A 23,699-nucleotide genomic window follows, 5' to 3' on the forward strand; every position below is an offset into this window, starting at 1 on the left:
GTGATTAATAAATGGAGAAAAAAGTTACCTTACAAGATATTGCAGAAAAAGTAGGTGTTAGCGTTGTAAGTGTTTCCAAAGCAATTTCTGGGAAAAAAGGAGTCAGTGCTGATAAAAGACTAGAGATTTTGGAAGTTGCTGAAAGTATGGGTTACCAAAAAATTAAAAGAAATATAGATGTTAGCACTTCCAATTCATTGAATATAGGTATTGTTATTAGCGAGAACTATATGGATGAATATGATTCTTTTTATCTTAACATGTACAAGAATTTAACAACTGCAGCAGCAATGAGCAAAAATTTTACCTTGCTAGAAATACTTTCTGAGGAAGATGAATTTGCGTTGAATATGCCTCAATTGATAGTAGAGTCAAAGGTTGATGCATTAGTTATAGTAGGTAAAGTAACCAATAGTTATATGCATGAATTAACAAGAAAAATAACTATTCCTCTAATATGTCTAGATTTTTCGTATAAGAGTGATAAATGTGAATGTATAATTTCTGATAGTTTTTATGGGTCATATACTATGACTAAGTATTTGATAGATCTAGGGCATAGAGATATAGCCTTTGTTGGTACAGTCTTGGCTACGGATAGTATAACAGATAGATATTTAGGATATGTTAAAGCTCTAATGTATGCTGACATAGATGTTAATATGGATTGGGTAATACCAGATAGGCATCCTCAAGTAGGTGGTATAAATTTCGATAAGTACTTAAAACTACCTAACAAAATGCCTACAGCATTTGTCTGCAACAACGATTTGACTGCTAGCGAAGTCATCAAGAGATTGAAGCAAAAAGGTTATTCTGTTCCAGGAGATGTTTCTGTAGTAGGTTACGATAACTATATTTTCCCTGGTATTAGCCCAATTGAAATAACATCATACCAGGTTGATATTGATAGAATGGTAGCTATGACTCTCAGAAAAATTAAAGAACGTTTACAGGGGCAAAATACTTCCAGCAAAATTAGTATTATTGAGGGACATCTTGTGGAAAAGAATAGTGCAGCGCCTTTACAAAAAGCAGGGGAGAATTAATGTAATTATAAACTATCTACTTATTGTTTTGTCTGAATGTTTGTTGGTATTTAAATGGTGTTATAGCAAACTTATCTTTAAAAAGATTGATGAAATGGTTGGTATTTGGTATTCCAACCATTTCTCCTATTTCGTGTATTTTCTTGTCAGTTGTTTCTAGTAAAAACTTTGCTCTTAATAAACGTGTCTGGTTTAAGTGTTGTATAGGTGCGCATTTATAGTATTTAGAGAAGTTGTTACTTAATTGATTAACTGTAATATTTCCGACTTTTGCTAATTTTTCCAGATCTAATTTTTCAAAGAAGTTACTGTCTATATAATTTTTTATCATCTCAAATTCTCTAGGAATTTTACTAGTTTTATACTCTTCTTCTAACAAAATTGTTTTTCTAATATTGTACAAAAATTGTATACAAAATGTCTCTAAATGGTAAGGATCAAGATTAGAAGAGTTCTTATCAAAGTAGTTAAGTAGGAAGATTATGTAATCAGATATTATTTCTTGTTTATCATAAATAAGCTTAATTGGATCATTGATTAGAGATAAGAACATGCTAGCATTACTACTAGAAAGACTTAAAAATACTACTTCGCTATTATCTTTATTATTAGTTATTTGGAATTCTACACCGGCCTTTAAAAAAATAACTGATCTTTCATTTTCATTATTGGAATCTAAAGACAGGTGAAATTTTTCATTGTTTTTACCATTTATATATATTTCACCTTTATTTAGGAAAATTAAATAATAAGTATCTGATTTAACGAATTCAGTTTTTCCTAAATGCTTTGAGAAAGTATACATATATATATTCTTTAACGATGAGATTTTGTTAATTTTAGAATTCTCCGCTTTGTCTTTAAATGTTTTACTGAAACTCATACTCTGCATAATATCCTCGAATGTAAATTTACTTAAAGTTTATCACATGATTTAATTAATTTTTAGAGATGAATAGGGTAAAAAACGATTAAAAAAATAATAAGAAATAGATATTTAATCATAAAACGATCAAATTAGCTTGTTTGTCTTGACAAATGCACAAAAATATATAGAGAAAATTGTAATTAATCACAGTAAAATACTGTAAAACAGTAATGAGTGATTAAAATTAGATTCAATGATGAATTAAAATAAGCAATTTTGTAAACTTGATTTAAGTTAAAAATAGTTAAAAATTAGTTTAGCTAATTGAGGAGGTTTTAAAGTGAAAAAGAAAATTATAGCAAGTGCTTTAGCTTTTACTATGTTACTGGGTGCATGTAACAACAGCACTGGAAAAGAAAATGAGCAAGGAAATGAAAATCCAGAAGAAAGCTCAATTGTTAATTATGCTGATCTTAAGGTAGGTGAAGACTTTACAGATTTGGAAGCAGAAATATCTTTCTATAACCATAGAACTGATATGGATAGTGATGATTATCAAGGTAAAAATTGGAAACAATATATTGAAGAGTTCAACAAGGTTTATCCAAATATTAAAGTTAATGTTTTAACAGATACAGCATATGCTGATAACGCTTTAACTCATATTTCATCTGGAGAATATGAAAATGTAATGATGATACCTGCATTAGATAAAAAAGATTATCAAAATTATTTCTATTCATTTGGTAGTTTGGACGAAATGGATAAATTGATAAATTATGCAATCGAGCATGAATATGGAAAACAAGTTTATGGTGTTCCTACTTCAGCTACTACAGTCGGTATACTATATAACAAAGCTGTTTTTGAAAAAGCTGGAGTGAAAGAGCTTCCAAAAACTCCAGAAGATTTTATTTCTGCCCTACAAGCTATAAAAGAAAAGACTGATGCAATACCTTTATACACAAACTACGCAGCAGGTTGGACAATGGGTGCATGGGATCAATATATAGCTATTAATTCTACTGGTGATACAGAATATTTTAACCAAAAATTCTTGCATGCTAAAGATCCTTTCCAAGACTATGGTGATTCAACACACCCATACGCTGTGTATAAAGTTCTATATGATGCAGTTGCAAATAAATTAACTGAAGATGACTATACTACAACTGACTGGGAAAGCAGTAAGACAAGAATGAATAATGGTGAAATAGCAACTATGGTATTAGGATCTTGGGCTATTCCACAAGTGTCTGCAGCAGGTGAAAATGCTGACGATATTGGGTACATGACCTTCCCTATTTCTATAGATGGAAAACAATACTCTTATGCTGGACCAGATTATCCATATGCTGTTAATAAGAATGCATCACAAGATGAGATTCAAGCTTCATTAATTTTTGTTAAATGGATGACAGACGAATCAGGATATACATATAACGAATTTGGTTTACCTGTTTCAAAGAAAAGTGAAGATACAAAATTATCTTTCGATAATGTTGAGTTACTAAGTACTGCTCCAGCAGTTGAAGGTGAAGAAGATTTATTTAATAACCTAAACTCAGAGAGTGAATTAAATATTAATGCTGGTGGTGACCAAAAAATTCAACAAATTATTGAACATGCAGCAATTGGTGATAAGACATTTGACGAAATTATGTCTGAGTGGAACCAAAGATGGTCAGATGCTCAAGCTGCATTAGATGTAGAAGTTAACGAATAATAAATAAAGATTAGTAAATGGTGCTATCAGATCCGCAATGGGTCTGATAGCTTTTTAAAAAGGTAAGATAAACATGAAAGAGAAAGAATTAAAAATGAAGAGTAGTAAAAGGAGTCTTTGGCAAAAGATGCAAACTCTAGAGGGCCAAAAATGGACCCTGATTATTTTATTTTCACTGATTCCTTTAGCAATGCTGCTACTATTCACATACATTCCTTTTGCACAAATGGTTGAATTTAGTTTTTACGACATGAAATATTCAACTCCAATGGATAAAAGAAAATTCGTTGGGTGGAAAAACTATATTGATATATTCAAAAGAGATGATACTTTACAAGGATTGCTACGAAGTGGTTATTACATGGTAGGAGCTGTCGTTCAAATTGTATTGGCTATGTATTTAGCTGTTGTATTAACTGGTAAAATGAGGGCAAAGAATTTATTCAAGGGTATTATGTTCTTTCCTTATATGATAAATGCAATTGCAATAGGTTTTATATTTAAATTTTTCTTCACTAGAACTTTCGTGTTTGACACAGTATTACAATGGTTTGGTTTTTCCCAAGAGAGTTTACCTTATTGGTTACGAGATAAAGCAGTTAACAACTGGTCACTTGCTTTTAGTTCGGTATGGAGATATTTCGGGCAGAATATGGTTTTATTTGGTGGAGCCATAATGTCTATTGATACCACTTTATTCGAAGCTGCAGAGATTGATGGAGCGAATAAATGGCAACAATTTGTTAATATTACACTTCCTAGTATTAGAACAATAATTACCTTAAATGTAATTATGGCGATTACAGGTTCATTAAGTGCATTTGAGCAACCTTTCGTTGTTACTGGTGGTGCAAATGGAACTGCAACGTATTTTATTGTTATGCATAACTTAGCTCACATAAGTCAAAAGATCGGTTTGGCATCTGCAATGTCTATAGTCCTATTCATTGTCATTATTATATTCACAATTGGACAGAGAGCTATTTTTAAATACTTTTTCAGAGAAGCTGATAGTGAGGTCGAATCTTATAAAGCAAAGAAAGCCAGGAAAAAATCTAAGAAAACTAAGAAGGCTTAATTTGCTTAAAGAAGCTAATTATTAGATTTCAAGATGTAGATAAGAGGATATATATGAATACTATTAGTGATAATAAAAAATATAAAAAACCAACAAAAGGCAAAGTTGCTAATATTGCATGGACTATAATTAAATATTTCTCAGTGATTGCAGTAGCAATAATTACTTTAATTCCATTAGTTTCTATACTTGTAACTTCATTTAAAGATAATACTGAATATATGGAAACTAACGTAATGACGCCACCGCAAAACTGGTTTAATTTCTCTAATTTTAGTAGAGCTTTTCAGACAGCAAATATGGGCAGAGCTTTTATTAACTCAACTATAGTTTTAGTATCAGTTTTGTTTATTACGATTTTAATTGGTACGCAATTAGCTTATGTATTAAATAGGTTTAAATTTAGAGGAAACACGCTGATCAGAGCTTTATTCCTTTTTGCTGCACTTTTACCAGGAATTTCAATGCAAGTTACAGTGTATAAAATAATGACTTCTTTAGGACTTGTAAATAGCTTGCCTGGCTATATTCTTATGATGTCCGGTACTGATGTTATGTCAATATATATATTTATTCAGTTTATGGAGAATATTTCAATTTCATTAGATGAATCGGCAATTATTGATGGCGCTTCATTGTGGACTATATATTGGAAGATAATTTTGCCTCTGCTTAAACCAGCAATTATAACAGCAAGTATCATTAAGGGTGTTGGTGTTTATAATGAATACTATTCAGCAAATTTATATTTACAGACTCCAGACTTAAGAACTGTTGCAATTTCTCTGTATTCTTTTGTTGGTCCAATGGGAAGCCAATACAACATGATTGCTGCAGGAGTAATTATTTCATTTATTCCAGCGTTGATAGTTTTCTTAATATTCCAAAAACAAATTTATAGTGGTATTACAGCCGGAGCTGTTAAGGGATAAAATTCTAATAATATAGAGGATAAAAATGAAAGATAATATAAATAATAAATTAAACGAGTTTGCAAGAGAACTTGATGATCATTTGCGAAGCAAAATAGCAAAATTTTGGGGAAGTTTAGTTGATCAAGATTATGGTGGTTTCTATGGTTTTGTTGATTTTGACCTGAATGTTGAGAGAGAAAGTATTAAAGGATGCATTTTAAACAGTAGAATACTTTGGTTCTTTTCTAGTTTAGCTGAGCTATATAAAGATAATGCTGATTACAAAGCTGAAGTAGAGCAATATCTGGACTTAGCAAAAGTTGCTTATGATTTTCTTAAGGATAAATTTTGGGATAAAGAAAATGATGGAGTTTATTGGTCAGTAGAATATAATGGTAAACCTTCAGATTCTTCCAAACACTGTTACAATCAAGCTTTTGCAATTTATGGATTAGTGAAATATTACGAGGTTACTCAAGATGATGAAGTTCTAGAACTTGCTAACAAGTTGTTTTGGATAATAGAAAACAAATGTAGAGATAAGGATGGATACTTAGAGCAATTCTCTTCTGACTTTACTGCCATAAGTAATGATAAATTGTCTGAAAATGGGGTAATTGCTGAGAGAACAATGAACACTCTTCTACATGTATTTGAAGCGTATACAGAATTATATAGAGTAACTCAGCAAGAAGCAGTAGAACAAAAATTACTAGAAATAATAGCAATAATTGAAAGCAAAATCTTTAACTCAGAGAAAAGTAGGCAAGAAGTATTCTTTGATAAAGACTATAAGCCAATAATAGATTTACATTCATTTGGACACGATATAGAGACTTCTTGGTTGCTTGAATATGGTCTTAAAGTTTTAAATAGAGATGAAACTAAATATGATTTCAGTGAGAGCCAGAAGATTGTCGATAATCTAGCTGAAAAAACTTATGAATTGGCATTTGATGGTGCATCACTAGCTAATGAATCTGAAAATGGTGTAGTAGATACTTCAAGAATTTGGTGGGTTCAAGCTGAAGCATGTCTAGGATTCTTCAATAAGTGGCAGAGGAATGAATCAGATATTAAATATTTGGATGCAAGTTTAGCAATTTGGGAATTTATCAAAAAGAATGTGGTTGATAGTAGACCAGGCAGTGAATGGTTCTGGTTGACAGATGAAAATGGTCAAGCTGTACCTGATAAACCAATTGTCGAGCCATGGAAGTGTCCTTATCACAATGGCCGAATGTGTATAGAAATAATCAAAAGAGTGAAAGAAAGGGAAGAATAAAATGATTCATGAGAGATATTTTGAATTGTTGAAGGAACAAGAGGAATTATTGTCAAAAAAGAATCATGCCTTAGAAAGTAAGAATGGCATTTTTGAAAGATATGAAAATCCAGTTCTAACTAGAGAGCATGCACCTGTTTTTTGGCGATATGATATTGATTCTGAGTCTAATCCAAAATTTCTTGAAAGACTAGGAATTAATGCGGTATTTAACTCAGGAGCAATATATTTGAATGGCAAATATTATTTAGTGCCTAGAGTCGAAGGTAATGATAGAAAATCATTTTTTGCAGTAGCTGAAAGCGATAATGGTATCGATAATTTCAGATTCTGGGATTATCCAATTCTTTTAGAAGACATTGTTCCAGAAGAAACTAATGTTTACGATATGAGATTAACCCAACATGAAGATGGTTATATATACGGAATATTCTGTTCTGAAAGTCATGATGATAGCTCCAATGATATATCTGCAGCAGTAGCTCAAGCAGGGATTGTAAGAACTAAAGACCTTAAAAATTGGGAAAGATTACCAAACTTGAAGACTCTTAGATCTGACCAACAGAGAAATGTTGTTTTACACCCTGAATTTGTTGATGGTAAATATGCTTTCTACACAAGACCTATGGACGATTTTATTGAAACTGGTTCTGGTGGAGGTATTGGTTTTGGACTCTCAGAAAGTATAGAAAACGCTGTAATTGATGAAGAGATTATAGTAAGTAAAAGAAAATACCACACGATTACTGAAGCTAAAAATGGTGCTGGTGCAGTACCAATTAAAACTGACAAAGGTTGGATCCATATAGCTCATGGAGTACGTAACACAGCAGCAGGCTTAAGGTATGTATTATATTGCTTCGCGACAGATTTGAATGATCCTAAGAGGTTGATTGCTGAACCTTCAGGTATGTTCCTCGGACCTCTTGGCGGTGAAAGAGTTGGTGATGTAAGTAACGTAGCTTTCACGAATGGAGCTATTGTAAACGAAAATAATGAAGTATTTATTTATTATGCTGCGTCTGATACTAGACTTCATGTAGCAACTACAACAATAGATAAATTAGTAGATTATGTATTTAATACACCAGAAGATCCATTGAGGTCTGTAGATTGTGTAAAACAAAGAATTTCATTAATAGAAAAAAACAAGAAATTATTATCAGAGAAGGAGAAATAATATGAAATACAAAATGATTTCAGAACCAGTAGCAAACATGCCATGGCAAGAAAAACCAGAGAATCTAAAAGGAGTACCTGTATGGAGATATGATCAAAATCCAATCATTGATCGTAACCCTATTCCAGGTGTAGTTGCAAGAATTTTCAATAGTGCTGTTATACCTTATGAAGGTAAATTCATAGGAGTATTTAGAGGTGAGCAAGTTGATGGAATTCCAGGAATTTATTTAGGATATAGTGACGATGCTATTAATTGGAAATTTGAGGAAGAAAAAATTCAATTTGTAAATGAAAACGGCGAACCATTTATGCCAAGATATGCCTATGATCCAAGATTAGTAAAAGTAGAGGATACATATTATATTATGTGGTGCCAAGATTTTTATGGTGCCTCAATTGGATTAGCTACAACTACAGATTTTAAGACTTTTACAAGAATAGAAAATCCATTTATTCCATTCAATAGAAATGCTGTACTCTTCCCTCGTAAAATTAATGATAAATTTGTAATGTTATCTAGACCTTCAGATAGTGGACATACTCCATTTGGTGATATTTTCTTAAGTGAAAGTCCAGACATGACTTACTGGGGTAAACACAGACATGTTATGTCACCAAGTTCTGCCTGGTGGGAATCAGTAAAAATTGGTGGTGGAGCAGCTCCTATAGAAACATCCGAAGGATGGTTATTGTTCTACCACGGTGTAACAGGAACTTGTAACGGACTTGTATACTCAATCGGTGCAGCGATATTAGATATTGATAACCCTTCAATTGTTAAATATAGATGTAATAACTTCATTTTGACACCAGAAAACTGGTATGAAGAAAGAGGTTTTGTACCTAATGTTGCTTTCCCTTGTGCAACTATCCATGATTCAGAAACTGGTAGAATTGCAATTTATTATGGAGCAGCTGATAGCTATGTAGCGTTGGCATTTACACAACTAGACGATATTATTGACTATATAAAAGAAAACAATAGTGTATCTGAAACTGATACTGAGATTGGAATAAGATGATAATTTCTGCAAAAAATGAATTATTAAAGTATAGCGGTAGGATAGATCATTCTAGCTCTGAATGGGCTAGGATGATTTATGCTTCTTCATTTGTAAAGATAAAATTTATAGGTAATGGAATTTCTGTAGAAATAGAAAATCATAATCAATATTGGACTAATTTCCTTGGCGTAATAATTGATGGAGTGCAAAATAAAGTTGAAATATCTTCGGAGAAAGGACGTAAAACGTACATTCTAGCTGAAAATTTGGATTTTAAAGAGCATGAATTAATATTGTTTAAGAGACAAGATGCATGTCATGTTTTAGATATTTATTCATTTGAAATACTAGGAAATGATTGTGAGATTCTTCCATGTACCATAAATAATAATAGAAGAATAGAAGTATTTGGTGATAGTGTTTCTTGTGGTGAAGTAGCTGAAGCTGTTGATTATGTTGGTAAAAGTGATCCTGAGCATATAGGTCAATACTCAAATTCATGGTATTCATATGGTTGGATTTTGGCAAGAATGTTAGGAGCAGAAATTCATACAACAGCACAAGGTGGGATCGCCTTGATGGATGGGACAGGTTATTTTTGTGGACCAGATTACATTGGTATGGAGTCTGTTTATGATAAGCTTCAATATAATCCTCAAATTTTAGAAACTAGTGAGTGGGATTTTGATCTATATGAACCTCATCTTGCTATTATCGCAATTGGTCAAAATGATAGCCATCCTGAAAGTTTTATGGCAGATGACTATGATGGCGAAAAGTCTAAGCTTTGGAGAGCAAAATATGAGAAATTTATTCGAACTCTCATGGAGTTTTATCCAAGAACTCATTTTATTTTAATAACGACTCTGCTTAATCATGATGCGGCTTGGGATAGAGCAATTGAGGATGTTAAAAATAGTATATCCAACGATCGTGTGCACCATTATGTGTTTTCACGAAATGGTTCGGCAACTCCCGGACACCCACGTATTAGTGAAGCCCAAGAAATGGCAGATGAACTTTATAATTACATAGAAGAAATAGATGATCTTTGGAGTTTTTAATGGTTAATTTTGACAAGAATGAAATAGATTATAAATCCGGAGTATTAAATACGGGTAATCTGTATATTTGGAAAAATTTATTCGATAAAGCTAAATCTAAAAAAGAGTTGAATGTAGGTTTTCTTGGTGGTTCAATAACACAAGGATCTTTAGCCAGCTCTGAAAGTAATACATATGTAAGTAAATTCTCACAGAAACTAAAAGAAGAGTTAAATTTAAATGAAATTAATTTTATCAATGCTGGTATAGGAGCAACTGATTCTCATTTTGGAGTAGCTCGTGTTGGCTATGATCTTTTGAGACATGATTTAGATCTAATAATTATTGAGTTTTCTGTAAATGATGACGAGAATGATTTTTATTTGGAAACATATGAAGGATTGTTGAGGAGAATCATTAGTTTTAATCCTGAGATTACTATTCTTCTCTTGCATAATGTTGAATATAGTAGTGGCAGAACGGCAGAGAGAATTCATAGCAAATTAGCCAGACACTATAATCTAACTAGTGTAAGTATGAAAGATTCTGTGTATAAATATCTAAAAGATAATGATCTTTTAGAGGCGGTTTCAGAAGATGGATTGCATCCTAATGACTTAGGAATGGAGTTAATCTCAGAGCTTTTGCTTAGCTTTATTCAGGATGTAAGGAGAAAAGTAGCGACTTATAGTGGTACTGAACTTTATAATTGTTTGAAAGAACCAATTACTAAAAATAGATATGAAAACTCTATAATCTTTAATCAAAAAAATTCTGAACCGAAACTAAATGGATTTAAACCAATGCAATTAGAAAAGGAAGCAATTAAAGATGTTTTTAAAGGTGGATGGTATAGCCAAGAAAAAGGTTCAAAGATAAACTTTAACATTTGGGGCAAAGATATATATGCTCAATTCAAAAAGACTATAATTCAACCAGCTCCAATTCTTAATTATAAAATTTATAGTAAAAATGAAAAGTTAATTGTTAGTGGTCAACTTGATGCTAATTTTGATGAAACTTGGGGAGATAAGCTTTTTATACAAGAGCTTGTATCAGGTTTAGAGTTAGCGGAGTATAAAGTTGAATTTGAGATTGACTCTGAGACTGCAGGTCTGAAAGCTCCATTTGAATTGATTTCACTAATCGTCAATTGATTAAAAACTTCAGTATATGAAATATGGTTAACTTCAGCAGTTCTACAATCAAGTAGAACTGCTTTTTTATTGCTGAAGGTAAAACCTAAAAAATCTATAATTTATATAACACTAGCCTCAACTCTTTTAGTAGAAATTTCAAGTTTTAATGCTTGTGGGTGATTGCCAAATTTTTCACCAAAGAGGTTAATTCCTCCAGCGGTCTTTTTCTCACCGGCAGCAGTTTTTTTGTCTCCACGGACTACAAGTTTGAAGCTCAAATAATCCTTGCTGAGGTCTAAATCGCCAAGGTTCAAATTTTCCGCAGGTGAAGAATTAATATATGCTTTACTATTATCTAGAGAAATATTGTGCAAAATTCCGTGTTGAGTCCTGCCATTTGACCACCATTCTGGATTGAGTATCCCTCTAGATCCGCCAAAGTCACCTTCGGAATGGATAGTTCCACAATATTTATTATCTAGGTAAACTTCAATGTCTGAAGGCCAATTGTTGTTATACCCAGGAGCTTCTGAACATAACTCCAAAGATATATTTAAGCTGGTTATTTCTTGGTTTTGATATTGTTTCATGGGGAATCTATATTCAATGGATCCGGATTGAAACCAGAGAATTTGAGCTTGATTTCTTTGATTGTCAAAAAAGGCTGAAGTGTCATCTTCAATACCTATATATCCAGTTTCAGAACATATGCCTGAAGGACTAGTAATATCACAGTCAAAATAATTACCTATAGACATTGGGATTATATATTGGGTCACATCTTGAGGTTTGTAATAAATTTGGCTATCTATATAAATTCCTTGGAATATTACACCACATATTTTCTGAGAGCCTCTTGCTCCAGGTTGTTCCGTGCAAGAGATTAAGTCTGCCTTTTCTAATATATGAACGTGATTAGCAATAGTGGAAAGAGGTAAGCCTAATTTTTCGGATAACTCAGAAAGATTACAAGATTTATCTAAAAGTATTTTTAAAATTTCTAATCTAGCTTCAGAGGCTAAAGCTCTGCTAACCTGATAGGTTTTATCAATATTATTTAAATTTAGATATATTCTTTTTTTCATAAGTTATCCTTTCTAAGTGGACAATATATGGTTTTGTCTTTGATTTTTTACCATACTAGAAACACATCCATAACTCAATATATTTATGCCTAATTTTCAATAAATACATGTGTAAATTAAATTATATTGCAGGATATTTAATTATTTCGTTTGTTTAGTTACAAATTATTTGTAGCTAAATTAAAATAAAACGCTATTTTTGTGTGATTGTACTAAAAATAATTCTGTATCTTGTCGTTTTGTCAATTTAATAAGAATTTTTAAAGGCTTAAAATTATTACATAAAGTATTAGTACAAATTTTTTGATGCTTTGTTTAATCCAAAGCCTACCCCAAGAAGAATGAGGTACAAAAAATGAATAGAAAGATAAAAAATGTATCTATAAAGCTTATTTTCATCGTTCTGATTATGTTTTTAGTCTCTTGTAATGGTAAATCCAGTAACGAAAGTACCATTAAAGAAAATGAAAACTTAGATGGTAAGAATAATAGTATTGAGAGCGAAGGTGAAGTCAGTATGGAAGCAAACAATGAATTAAATTTTGTATTAGCAAAAGATATTTCTAAAGATGATGAGACTTTCTTTTATAGTAATCCATCACGTATTAATGGAATTGGTGATCCGTTTATAATTCGTGACCATAAGACTGGTGTATATACAGTTATTGCTACCTCAGCAAGTATTGGATTCTATGGTTGGGATAGTGAAGATCTTGTAAATTGGGGAAGTAAGCATTGGGTCTACCAAAGACCTGAGAATACTTGGTCCACTGATTCATACTGGGCACCAGAAGTAGTATTTTACAATGATGCATATTACATGTTCTACACCGCGAGAGATAAATCTGGAAGATTGTTAATCTCTGTTGCAAAATCTGATTCTGCTGCAGGTCCATATGAGGATGTTAGTCCAGAAAAGCCAGTATTTGATTTCGGTTATGCAATCATTGATGCTTCAGTTTTCGTAGATGATGATGGTAGAGCATATCTTTATTATGCAAAAGATTGTTCTGAGAATGTCATAAATGGACAGCATGTTAGTGAAGTTTATGGTGTTGAGTTAAATGAAGACTTATTATCAATTAAGAGTGAACCAGTTCTTTTAACACGACCAGATAGTAGATGGGAAAATCCTCAAGGAGACTGGGCGTGGAACGAAGGTCCAATTGTACAAAAACATAATAATGAATATTATCTAGCTTACTCAGCAAACATGTTTGAATCTCCAGCTTATTCTGTAGGTTATGCGAAATCAGCAAACCCTCTAGGTCCTTATGAGAAAGCTCAAGAGAATCCAATTCTAGCTACAAAGCAATTGGAAGGAATATCTGGATCTGGACACCATAGTTATTTCAACTCCCCTGATGGCACTGAGTTATTTACTGCTTATCACACACATACAGTTCCTCAAAAACCTTCAGGAAATAGACAATTAGCAATTGATAGAGCTTTATACACAGAAGATGGCAAATTTGTTGTTAATGGTCCAACTGAATCATATTTACCAGCACCAGCGAATGATAAGCAAAGAGTACTGCTAGGTTCAGAGATTAGTGATATTCAATTGTCAGAAGCAGCCACAGCTTTATCAGAAGCTAGCGGTGATGATGCAAGCAGTCTAGAATTAGCCAAACTATTTGATGGAATTCTGTCAATTCATCCAGATCAAAAAGTTAACGATGTAAATATTCAGACAGAGGCTGATGGAAATATAGAAATAAAAATTACTCTTCAAGAAGAACATAACTTGGCTGCTATTTGCTTGGTTAGCTCTTCACAAAAGGACAATAACATTGCCAATATAAGTCTAAAAATTAATGACAAGGTATCAAACCTAGGAGAACTTGAAGGTACAAATCCAAGGAATCATACTTTGGCAGGTAAGTTTGATCCTATTACAAGTAATGAAATTGTATTAATTATTGAGCCAAAAGATGCGAGCTCTCCAATTTCATTATCTGAAATTTACATAAGTGAAAAATTAAATTAAGGAAAGGTGTAATGTTATGAGCGTAAGAAATGAATATCCACGTCCTCAAATTCAAAGAGAAAAGTGGATGAATCTAAATGGTCAATGGCAATTTTCATTTGATGATGATTTTGTCGGCTTGAAAGAAAACTGGCAAAAACCAGGCTTCGAGCTAGATATGAAGATTGAAGTACCATTTGCTCCAGAAAGTAAAATGAGTGGCATAGGAGATCCATCACGCCACGAACATGTTTGGTACAAGAGAAAGTTCACAGTACCAAGTGATTGGGATGAGGAAGTTGTTCTACATATAGGTGCAGCAGACTACATTACTAAAGTATTTATTAATGGAAATATGCTTACTGAGCACGTAGGTGGAAACGTTCCTATATCAGTAAATATTACAGACGCTTTGGTCGGTGATTGGAAGAATGGCGAGGAGCAAGAAGTTGCTGTTTATTGCTATGACCCATCATACGATGAAAGTATTCCAAGAGGTAAACAAACTTGGACAGATGAGTCTCATGGTATTTGGTATACAAGAACAACAGGAATTTGGCAGACAGTTTGGCTAGAACCAGTTTCTGAGTATCACGTTGATAGGCTTAAGCTTACTCCAGATATTGATAAAGGTGTAATTGAAATTGATCTTGACGTAGCAGGTACAACTACAAAAGTTCCTGAAAGAAGATTCCAAGATAAACTTTCATATAATATCAAGATTAGCTTTGAGGGTGAATTAATTGCAGATCAAAGAGTATTAATTACTGAATTCTCAAATAACAAACAAGTTATTGATGTCTTCGGTCTAAAATCTTTCAACGGATTATCTCATGGTTTCAGAAGATGCTGGTCACCAGAAAATCCAAAACTATTCGATTTAGAGATAAAACTATTTAAGAACGATGTTGAAGTTGATAAGATTGATAGCTACTTTGGAATGAGAAAAGTAAGTATCGATAATGGTCAATTGTACTTAAACAACAGACCTTACTACCCTAAACTCATTCTAGATCAAGGTTATTGGCCAGAGAGTTTGATGACTGCTCCAAGCGATCAAGCATTTATTGACGATATTAATTTCACTAAGGCATTTGGATTTAATGGTGCTCGTAAACACCAAAAAATTGAAGATCCAAGATTCTTATATTGGGCAGATAAAATTGGTTTCCTAGTAACAGGAGAAATGGCCTCTAGTAGTGTATATACAGATCAAGGTGCATTGAATTATGAGAGAGAGTGGATGGAAGCAGTAGTTAGAGACTACAATCATCCTTCAATCATAGCATGGGTACCATTTAATGAGAGCTGGGGAGTACCTAACATCAGAGATAATAAATATCAACAAGCTCATACCTTATCTGTATATCACTTAATCAAATCAATTGACCAAACTAGACCAGTTGTAAACAACGACGGTTGGGTATTAACAGAAACAGATATCTGTGCAATTCACTGTTACTCACACGGAAATCCTGATAGAGAAGATGAGCAAGATAAAGTTGAATTCTTTAAGAGATTTACTAAAGAGAAAGACTTATTACTATCTACTTACGCAGCTGATTTACCAATATTTGCAGATGGATTCGAGTACAAAGGTCAACCAATCATGCTTACTGAAGTCGGTGGTATAGCTTACCAAAATGATGAAAGTGCTTCATGGGGTTATACACAAGCAAATGACGAAGATGCATTCTTGAGACAATTTGAACACGTTATTGGCAGCATCCTAGAGTCACCTGTTGTTAGTGGTTTATGCTACACCCAATTGACAGACGTAGAGCAAGAGACCAACGGTTTACTAACATACGACAGAAAGCCAAAAGTAGATCCTGAGAAGATTAAGAAGATTATGGATAAATGGCGTCCAAGAATTGTTATGGACAATTAATCGCAGTTACAAATCTTAGTTGAAAATTGCAGATTAAGATTTCAAGAATAAAGAAATAAACAAAAAGAAAATTTAAAAGCTAGAAGAGAGAAGTTAGCAATCTTATTTGATCTGAGATTGCTTGGTCCTAAGAGAGGAGGATGTATGAAGAAAAAACTAAGTTTGCTAATGGCAACAGCAATGATGATTAGTACATTAGCAGCATGTAGCAATACCGGAAAAACTCCGGAAGATAAGCCAACAGAAGACAAAACTCCAGCTGGAACTACAGCAGAAGTTGATACTAGTGCTGAAGTACGTGGAGCAGATGGTAAAGATGAAGCAGTATTAAATAGAGTTCTAAATACTTTAGATGATACTTATTTAGCAGATCCATTTGATGAGAAGATTCCTTCACACTATGAAGCATATCCATCACAAAGTGATAAGACTTTAGATATTTGGATGCCTATAGATGGTTTCTTGGCTTCAATTGATGGTGATTTGAATGAACTTTTCCCATACAAGAAAGCTCAAGAACTAACTGGAATCAATGTTAACTTTATATCACCAGCTGCTGGTACAGAAGATGACGCATTTACAATTATGACTTCATCAGGTGACAGTTTGCCAGATATAGTTGTACAAGCAGATAGATATCCTGGTGGTATTGAAGCTGGATTTGAAGATGGTGCATACATTGACTTAACAGATAAAATTGAAGAATGGGCACCTAATTACCATGAATTTAGAAATTCAAATGAGAACAGAAGAAGAACTACAGTTACTGACTCAGGTAAAGTTTTATCCTTTGCTGGTTTATCACCATATAATGAGTGGATTTGGTTCGGACTCTTGATCAAACAAGAAGCTCTAGATAAGACAGGTTTACCAGTTCCAGAAACTATTGAAGAATGGGAAACATTCTTAGAAAAATGTCAAGAAGTAGGTTATAGCGAACCATTGAACTACGGTTCAACTTACGGTCAAATTTTCACAGATGCATTTAACGGTGCATACGGTGTATATGACTGGAGATTCATTGATGAAAACAAACAAGCACACTGGGGACCAATCCAAGAAAATGCCAAAGAATATCTAGCATTGATGAGAAGATGGCAAGAGCGTGGATTCTTCAACCCAGACTGGACAAGTGCAGACTATAACCAACGTATGGCTCACGCTTCATCAGATAAAGCTGCTGTTATTCTAGACTCACCTGATACTATGTGGGGTGTCTGGAGAAATGATAACGGTATAGAATTCGTTGGTGCTCCAAACCCAGTACTCAAGAAGGGTGATACCCCAACAACAACCTATAAGAACTGGTCATGGACAGGTAACCCAGCAGCAATTACAACTCAAGCTGAAGATGTTGAGCTAGCAATGAGATGGTTAGACTTCGGTTACAGCAAGAAGGGTTGGGAATTATTCAACTACGGTGAATATGGTAAGACTCACTTGATTGATGAATCAGGAATGCCTTACTACCACGACGAAAGTGTTATGTTCCACGATCCTGATAACCACCCTCTGTCACAATTAATTTGGAAGTATAGAATTCACAGTGGTCCAAATATCAGAGATGAGCATAACTCAAACCCTCTAATTGCTAATAAAGAATCTTACTCAGGAAAAATTAGAGAAATGTGGACAGAAACAGAAGATGCAAGTCCAGCAGTTCCTCCGATTTCCTTGACTCAAGAAGAGAATAGAAGAGAAGTACAACTTGGTACTCAATTAGCATCCTTGAGAAATGAATACTACGCCAAGATTATTATGGGTGAACTTCCATTAGAGGCATTTGATGAGTTCGTAGAAAAAGCGAAAACTATTGGTGTCGAAGAATGGCAACAAATCATTCAAGCTGGTGTAGACAGATTCTACGAAAGATAGATTATTCAAATAAATTTTAAATAAATGGTTAGATGAAAAACTGATACTAGGCTTTCACTAGCTTTACCTAGTATCGGTTTTCTAACTATATTAATAGAGGTAACAGAAGTGGCAGACAAAAAATATATTAATCAAAAACAAAATAAAATAAGAAAAAAATCCACATCACCTAGCAAAGCCAGAAGTGGAAGTTCAATGACTTCTTTGAGCAAAAGAATCGATAAAGATTGGAGAAAAAACTGGTTTGCATACTTAATATTTGTGCCAGTCATAGTATGGTATGTAGTATTCTGTTACTTGCCAATGTGGGGAATACTAATTGCCTTCAAAGACTATAAACCATTATTAGGTTTTTGGAAGAGTAAAACAGTAGGTTTCCAACATTTTAGAGACTTCTTTGGCGGAGTCTACGCAGGAAGAATTATTAGAAACACAATTATGTTGAATGTTTGGGCTTTAGTTATTGGTTTCCCTGCACCAATTATTTTGGCTTTGATGCTAAATGAAGTTAAAAACAAACATATCAAAAAGAGTGTACAAACAATTACCTATTTACCTCACTTTATCTCACTAGTTGTTATTTGTGGTATGATCCACATTTTCTGTGCGCCTAATGGACCACTTACTAAACTAGTAGCTTTATTCACAAATCATCCAGAGAACAAATCATTATTAATGGTTTCAGATTATTTCAGGCCTATATATACATTATCTGGGGTTTGGCAGAATGTCGGATGGGACAGTATTATTTACCTTGCCGCCATGTCAGCCATAGATATGGAATTATATGAGTCAGCTGAGCTAGACGGTGCGAATAGATTCCAGAAAATGGTTTACATAACAATCCCTCAAATTTCTCCAACAATAATTATCCTATTGATTTTCGCTATTGGTGGATTAATGGGTTCAAGTTATGAGAAGGTAATCTTGCTCTACAACAATATGAATATGGACAAAGCTGACGTTATTGCTTCTTATGCATATAGAGTTGGTTTGAGAGACAAGAATCTAAGTTTCTCCACAGCGGTCGGATTATTTAGTTCTGTTATCAACTTTGCATTACTGTGGCTAACAAATATTTTGGCTAGAAAATATTCTGATATAAGTATTTGGTAAAAGAGGAGGTAAAGATGAAAGCACTTAGAAGAAAAAGAAAAAAGATGACAACTGGAGATATGATATTTAGCGGTATCATATATTTCCTCTTACTATTGCTAACCTTTATAACCTTGTATCCAATTTTGCACGTTGTGTTTGCCTCTGTTAGTGATCCGGTAAGACTGATGAGGCATAATGGTATCTTATTTAAACCTTTAGGGTTTACAACAGAAGGTTATAAGATTGTTTTTAGAGATAGTAGAATTTTAACAGGTTACAAAAATACTTTAATCTACGTATCTTTAGGAACATTAATAAATATGCTAATGACAATAATGGCTGCCTTTACATTGTCTAGGAAGAAATTAGGATTAAAGAGATTTTTCACAATCTTTATTACTATAACCATGTTCTTTGGTGGTGGTTTGATCCCTTGGTTCTTAGTTGTACAAGATTTAGGCATGACAAACAACTTAGCATCTATGGTTATACCTACAGCTATTAACACTTGGAATATTATTCTGATGAGAACTGGTTTCCAGAGAATTCCTAGAGAGTTGGAAGAAGCTGCAGAAGTTGACGGTGCAAGTCAGTTGTATATCTTAGCCATGATATATGTACCATTATCAAAAGCTATAGTAGCGGTTATTTTCATGTACTACTTGGTCGGAAACTGGAATAGCTGGTTCAACCCAATGATCTTACTGAAAGATAGAGATAAGTTCCCATTGCAATTATTCTTGAGAGAGATTTTGGTTTTAAATGAGGCTTCAGGTGGTACCGCTGGTGGTGCTTTAAACACTAATGTTTCAACAACCATAGGTACAACTGCTTATAGAGAGCTAGTTAAATATAGTACTATCGTGGTAGCAACTGTACCAATTGTAATGGTATATCCATTCTTGCAAAAATACTTTATGAAGGGTGTTTTTGTAGGTTCTATTAAAGGATAGTGACAAAAATCCTGAAAAATTGATTTTAAAATTATAATTAAGACCCCTTAGCTAAAAATTTTAGCGAAGGGGTTTTGGTTTTTACTATCTTTTTATTTACCATTCAAAATATCTAAAACTTGGGCGACGTCTTTATCACCACGACCGGATAGATTAACTATAATTATCTGATCTTTAGACATAGTTGGTGCTAATTTAATTGCTAAGGCTAAAGCATGTGATGACTCGAGTGCAGGAATTATACCTTCTGTAGCACAAAGAATCTGGAAAGCTTCTAATGCTTCATCATCAGTGATAGCTAAATATTGGGCTCGTTTAATGTCCTTCAGATAAGCATGTTCAGGACCGACAGCTACATAGTCAAGTCCAGCAGAGATAGAGTAGGTAGGGCGTAAGTTGCCTTCGTCATCTGCGATTACATAGGTGTTCATACCGTGTTCTATCATGACTTTTCCAACAGATAAGGTTGCAGAAGTTTCTAGAGTTTCAGGACCTTTACCTCCGCCTTCAGCACCATATAATTGAACAGACTCGTCATTAATAAAATTTGCAAATGCTCCAATTGCATTAGATCCACCACCGACACAGGCAACTACAGCATCTGGTAAGCGGCCTTCTTTTTCTAAGATTTGCTCTTTCATTTCTTTGCTAATTACAGATTGGAAATCTTTGACCATTGCAGGGTAAGGGTGTGGACCAACAGCGGATCCGATTAAGTAGAAAGTGCTGTCAAGATTTGCCGCAAGATCTTCGAAAGCGCAATCAACTGCTTCTTTTAAGGTTTGACTACCTTCTTCTACAGCTACGACTTTTGTACCCATTAATTCCATACGGAAGACGTTTAGTTTTTGACGTTCTACATCTTTTTTGCCCATGTAGACGGTGCAATCCATTCCAAATTTTGCTGCAACTGCTGCAGTGGCCACACCATGTTGTCCTGCTCCTGTTTCAGCTATTAATCTAGTCTTGCCCATTTTCTTGGCCAACAAAACTTGGCCAATAGCGTTATTAATTTTGTGTGCACCGAGGTGGTTCAAGTCCTCACGTTTGAGGTAGATCTTGGCTCCGCCTATTTTATTACTTAAACCTTCTGCAAAATAGAGTGGAGATTTACGACCTACATAATCTCTAAGGTAGTAATCTAGTTCAGCTCTAAAGTCTTTGTCATCTTTTAGCTCGTCATAATATTCTGCGATTCTATCTAATTCTTTTTGAATTGCTTCTGGAACATAACTTCCACCAAATTTTCCATAAAAACCTTTTTTGTTTTCCATTTTCTTAAACTCCTTAATATTTTCTGTCTTATTCTACTGGAGCCTAGAAATCAGGTATAAAAAAACCGCATATCTTCTATGCGGTAATACTAAGATCACACCCGGCATAGACTCCTCATTTATCCATGAATAATAGTGAGCCTAACCGTTTAAAGTCATCTCACATGCTACGCCAGCTTTGCCAGATGTAAAATGTTGGGAACATCGTGTGATCTCCTTTCAAAAAATCTATTAAATTAATTCTAATACAACAGACTAAAAGGTCAAGCTCTTTTTACCATTCTTGTAAAATTGTAAACTAGTGCCATATAATGTATATAGAATAAAAAAGCTGAATTAGAGTGTTATTTATAATAAGAAAAGGTTTATTTATAGCTAGCAAAATTCAGGGAGATAAAAGATGAGTGACAAAAACACAAGCGACAACACAAGCGACATCATAAATGAAAAAATAAGCATGCAAGAAATTATAGCCTCCGCCTATATGGTTAACAAAACTATAGGCGATAGGCCAATTATCAAAAACCTTTCTCTAGAGGTGAAAAAAGGTAAAACTTTTGCCTTGCTGGGGCCAAATGGTGCAGGTAAGACAAGTACTGTACGTTTGTTGACTGGCCTATACACAGCAGATTCTGGTGTAGTCAGACTTTTTGGAGAAGAGCTTACAAAAGAATATGCTGATGAAGCTAGAAGTTTAATTGGGGTACAAAATGACGGCAGTCTTTATGAGCGTTTATCTGTGTTTGAGAACTTGAATATTTGGGGTCAAATTTATGAAATGCCAAAGACAGATCTTGAGAACAGAATAAATGAACTCTTAGATTTCTTCGATCTTGCTGATAGGGCAAAATCAAAAGTGTCTTCTTTAAGTAAAGGTATGAAACAAAAGCTTCTATTAGCTCGAGCAGTTTTAAATAAGCCTAAGTTTCTAATTCTAGATGAGCCAACTTCTGGTTTGGATCCAGAGAGTAATGCCAAGATTATTGATTATCTAGTTCACTTAGTAAGAGAAGAGGCAGTGAGTATATTCTTGTGTACTCATCAGCTTTTTGGCCTGGAGCGACTTATTGATGATGTAGCGATTATAAAATCAGGAGAGATTATTGCTCAAGGAGCAGTTGCTGATTTGATAAAGGAAGAGTTTCCGCGCAAGGATGTAATTATAAAATTTGCAGAAAATCCAATGATGGAGTCTATTCTGAGTGCTTATAACTTTGAAGTTTTGTCCAAGAACGAAGTTAAAGTGGAATTAGATGATGAGACAGCTATAGCTGCTCTGGTTAAAAAAGCTGTTCAAGCTAACGTAGATATTTATGAAGTTAAACATATTGAGAAAAGTCTGAATGATCTCTATTTCTCCAAAATAAAAGATGCTGAGCTAAATGGTAAAACAAAGGTTTCAGCTGAAGAGGAGGTGTCTTATGAACTTTAAAAGAATTTATGCGGTAGCTAGAAAAGATGTAATGGATGTTATGAATGATAGAGAATCTATGCTCGCAATAACCTTATTTCCATTAATAATGTCAGTCTTAATGCCACTAGTGATTATAATTATTTTCAAGTTTAGTGGTGAGGTTAATAATGGTGGCGATTTGGACAAGCTTTTAAGTATTTTACCAAATGAAGTTTTGCCCAATGTTGCTGATACTGAAATTAAAATGCTTGTACTTGCTTTAACCGTATTATTAGCGCCTATATTCTTGATGATCCCAGTTATGATAGCATCGGTAATTGCGTCATATAGTTTCATAGGTGAAAAAGAAAATAAAACGCTTGAAGGGCTAATGTACACTCCTCTTACTAATACTGAACTTATTACTGCAAAAGCCTTAGGTAGTTTCGTGCCTTCTATACTAGTGACAGTTATAAGTATTTTAATTTATGCAGTACTTGTTAATGTAGCTAGTAGATACTTCATCGGCTATGCGATTAGATTGAATCTTACTTGGTTAGTGATGACAGTCTTACTAGTTCCTGCAGTTACTATACTTAGTATTTTGTTGGTTATACTAATATCTTTTAAAGTAAAAACAGTCAGAGCAGCTCAGTCAATATCGAGTTTAATAGCCTTTCCAATATTGGCCTTGGTAATTTCACAAGTAAGTGGTGTCTTTTATTTTGGTGTTGTTGCCCAGATCATTTTGGCGTCTGTTATTTTACTTATAGATATTGCTTTATTAATATTTGTGTCCAAGAGAATTAATAGAGAGAAATTCCTCGTTTCCTAGTCGAGGATAAAGCTTGATATTTACTATGGCTATCGTAA

Annotated in this window: 19 protein-coding genes; 16 read left to right on the forward strand and 3 right to left on the reverse strand. The window is 33.7% G+C overall.

Features of this window, described 5'->3' with window-relative positions; translation table 11 throughout:
* Nucleotides 1-11 precede the first annotated feature (11 nt).
* Nucleotides 12-1,049 carry a substrate-binding domain-containing protein gene (locus C5Q98_RS00265; RefSeq protein ID WP_106011745.1) on the forward strand — a complete coding sequence of 346 codons (1,038 nt, stop codon included), beginning with the start codon at nt 12-14 and terminating at the stop codon, nt 1,047-1,049.
* A 16-nt stretch (nt 1,050-1,065) separates the two neighbouring features.
* On the opposite strand, the gene C5Q98_RS00270 is transcribed toward C5Q98_RS00265, so the two are convergent.
* Nucleotides 1,066-1,941: a helix-turn-helix domain-containing protein gene (locus C5Q98_RS00270; protein ID WP_106011746.1), complete on the reverse strand. Its 876-nt coding sequence runs from the start codon at nt 1,939-1,941 to the stop codon at nt 1,066-1,068.
* Nucleotides 1,942-2,257: 316 nt separating this feature from the next.
* On the opposite strand from C5Q98_RS00270, the gene C5Q98_RS00275 reads away from it, so the two are divergent.
* The 8 genes from C5Q98_RS00275 (at nt 2,258) to C5Q98_RS00310 (ending at nt 11,306) form a co-directional block, all read left to right on the forward strand.
* Nucleotides 2,258-3,643 (forward strand): ABC transporter substrate-binding protein, encoded by a 1,386-nt coding sequence (locus C5Q98_RS00275; protein ID WP_242967379.1) that lies wholly within the window; start codon nt 2,258-2,260, stop codon nt 3,641-3,643.
* 73 nt (nt 3,644-3,716) lie between these two features.
* Complete coding sequence (locus C5Q98_RS00280) at nt 3,717-4,721, forward strand: carbohydrate ABC transporter permease (protein WP_106011747.1); 1,005 nt, start codon at nt 3,717-3,719, stop codon at nt 4,719-4,721.
* Nucleotides 4,722-4,774: 53 nt separating this feature from the next.
* Nucleotides 4,775-5,653 (forward strand): carbohydrate ABC transporter permease, encoded by an 879-nt coding sequence (locus C5Q98_RS00285; protein ID WP_106011748.1) that lies wholly within the window; start codon nt 4,775-4,777, stop codon nt 5,651-5,653.
* A 25-nt stretch (nt 5,654-5,678) separates the two neighbouring features.
* Nucleotides 5,679-6,920 (forward strand): AGE family epimerase/isomerase, encoded by a 1,242-nt coding sequence (locus tag C5Q98_RS00290; protein ID WP_106011749.1) that lies wholly within the window; start codon nt 5,679-5,681, stop codon nt 6,918-6,920.
* A gap of 1 nt (nt 6,921) precedes the next feature.
* Complete coding sequence (locus C5Q98_RS00295; RefSeq protein WP_106011750.1) at nt 6,922-8,100, forward strand: glycoside hydrolase family 130 protein; 1,179 nt, start codon at nt 6,922-6,924, stop codon at nt 8,098-8,100.
* A 1-nt stretch (nt 8,101) separates the two neighbouring features.
* Nucleotides 8,102-9,124 carry a glycoside hydrolase family 130 protein gene (locus C5Q98_RS00300; protein ID WP_106011751.1) on the forward strand — a complete coding sequence of 341 codons (1,023 nt, stop codon included), beginning with the start codon at nt 8,102-8,104 and terminating at the stop codon, nt 9,122-9,124.
* Nucleotides 9,121-10,170, forward strand: a complete 1,050-nt coding sequence (locus C5Q98_RS00305) for an SGNH/GDSL hydrolase family protein (RefSeq protein ID WP_106011752.1) — start codon at nt 9,121-9,123, stop codon at nt 10,168-10,170. Before C5Q98_RS00300 ends, C5Q98_RS00305 begins: the two co-directional genes overlap by 4 nt.
* A complete protein-coding gene (locus C5Q98_RS00310) occupies nt 10,170-11,306 on the forward strand; it encodes an SGNH/GDSL hydrolase family protein (protein WP_106011753.1) in 1,137 nt (378 codons plus the stop codon). Before C5Q98_RS00305 ends, C5Q98_RS00310 begins: the two co-directional genes overlap by 1 nt.
* Before the next feature lie 101 nt (nt 11,307-11,407).
* Here C5Q98_RS00310 and C5Q98_RS00315 read toward each other — a convergent pair whose 3' ends face one another.
* The gene (locus tag C5Q98_RS00315) at nt 11,408-12,373 is read right to left on the reverse strand and encodes an ArsR/SmtB family transcription factor (protein WP_106011754.1); all 966 of its coding nucleotides are present in this window, start codon (nt 12,371-12,373) and stop codon (nt 11,408-11,410) included.
* Nucleotides 12,374-12,728: 355 nt separating this feature from the next.
* Here C5Q98_RS00315 and C5Q98_RS00320 point away from each other — a divergent pair, with 355 nt between their 5' ends.
* From C5Q98_RS00320 to C5Q98_RS00340, 5 genes are all read left to right on the forward strand, one after another.
* Complete coding sequence (locus tag C5Q98_RS00320; RefSeq protein ID WP_242967381.1) at nt 12,729-14,363, forward strand: glycoside hydrolase family 43 protein; 1,635 nt, start codon at nt 12,729-12,731, stop codon at nt 14,361-14,363.
* 16 nt (nt 14,364-14,379) lie between these two features.
* Entirely contained in the window at nt 14,380-16,233 is a 1,854-nt protein-coding gene (locus C5Q98_RS00325) for a glycoside hydrolase family 2 protein (RefSeq protein ID WP_106011755.1), read from the forward strand.
* Nucleotides 16,234-16,377: 144 nt separating this feature from the next.
* The gene (locus C5Q98_RS00330) at nt 16,378-18,108 is read left to right on the forward strand and encodes an extracellular solute-binding protein (protein WP_106011756.1); all 1,731 of its coding nucleotides are present in this window, start codon (nt 16,378-16,380) and stop codon (nt 18,106-18,108) included.
* Between the two features lie 108 nt (nt 18,109-18,216).
* Nucleotides 18,217-19,224: an ABC transporter permease gene (locus C5Q98_RS00335; protein WP_242967383.1), complete on the forward strand. Its 1,008-nt coding sequence runs from the start codon at nt 18,217-18,219 to the stop codon at nt 19,222-19,224.
* Between the two features lie 14 nt (nt 19,225-19,238).
* Nucleotides 19,239-20,159 carry a carbohydrate ABC transporter permease gene (locus C5Q98_RS00340; RefSeq protein WP_106011757.1) on the forward strand — a complete coding sequence of 307 codons (921 nt, stop codon included), beginning with the start codon at nt 19,239-19,241 and terminating at the stop codon, nt 20,157-20,159.
* 92 nt (nt 20,160-20,251) lie between these two features.
* Here C5Q98_RS00340 and trpB read toward each other — a convergent pair whose 3' ends face one another.
* Nucleotides 20,252-21,433: a tryptophan synthase subunit beta gene (trpB, locus tag C5Q98_RS00345; protein WP_106011758.1), complete on the reverse strand. Its 1,182-nt coding sequence runs from the start codon at nt 21,431-21,433 to the stop codon at nt 20,252-20,254.
* 400 nt (nt 21,434-21,833) lie between these two features.
* Between trpB and C5Q98_RS00350 the strand changes: the two genes are divergently transcribed.
* A complete protein-coding gene (locus C5Q98_RS00350) occupies nt 21,834-22,865 on the forward strand; it encodes an ABC transporter ATP-binding protein (RefSeq protein WP_106011759.1) in 1,032 nt (343 codons plus the stop codon).
* A complete protein-coding gene (locus tag C5Q98_RS00355) occupies nt 22,855-23,661 on the forward strand; it encodes an ABC transporter permease subunit (RefSeq protein WP_158695655.1) in 807 nt (268 codons plus the stop codon). Before C5Q98_RS00350 ends, C5Q98_RS00355 begins: the two co-directional genes overlap by 11 nt.
* Nucleotides 23,662-23,699: the final 38 nt, after the last annotated feature.

Source organism: Fastidiosipila sanguinis, assembly GCF_002998295.1.
GTDB classification, from domain to species: domain Bacteria; phylum Bacillota; class Clostridia; order Saccharofermentanales; family Fastidiosipilaceae; genus Fastidiosipila; species Fastidiosipila sanguinis.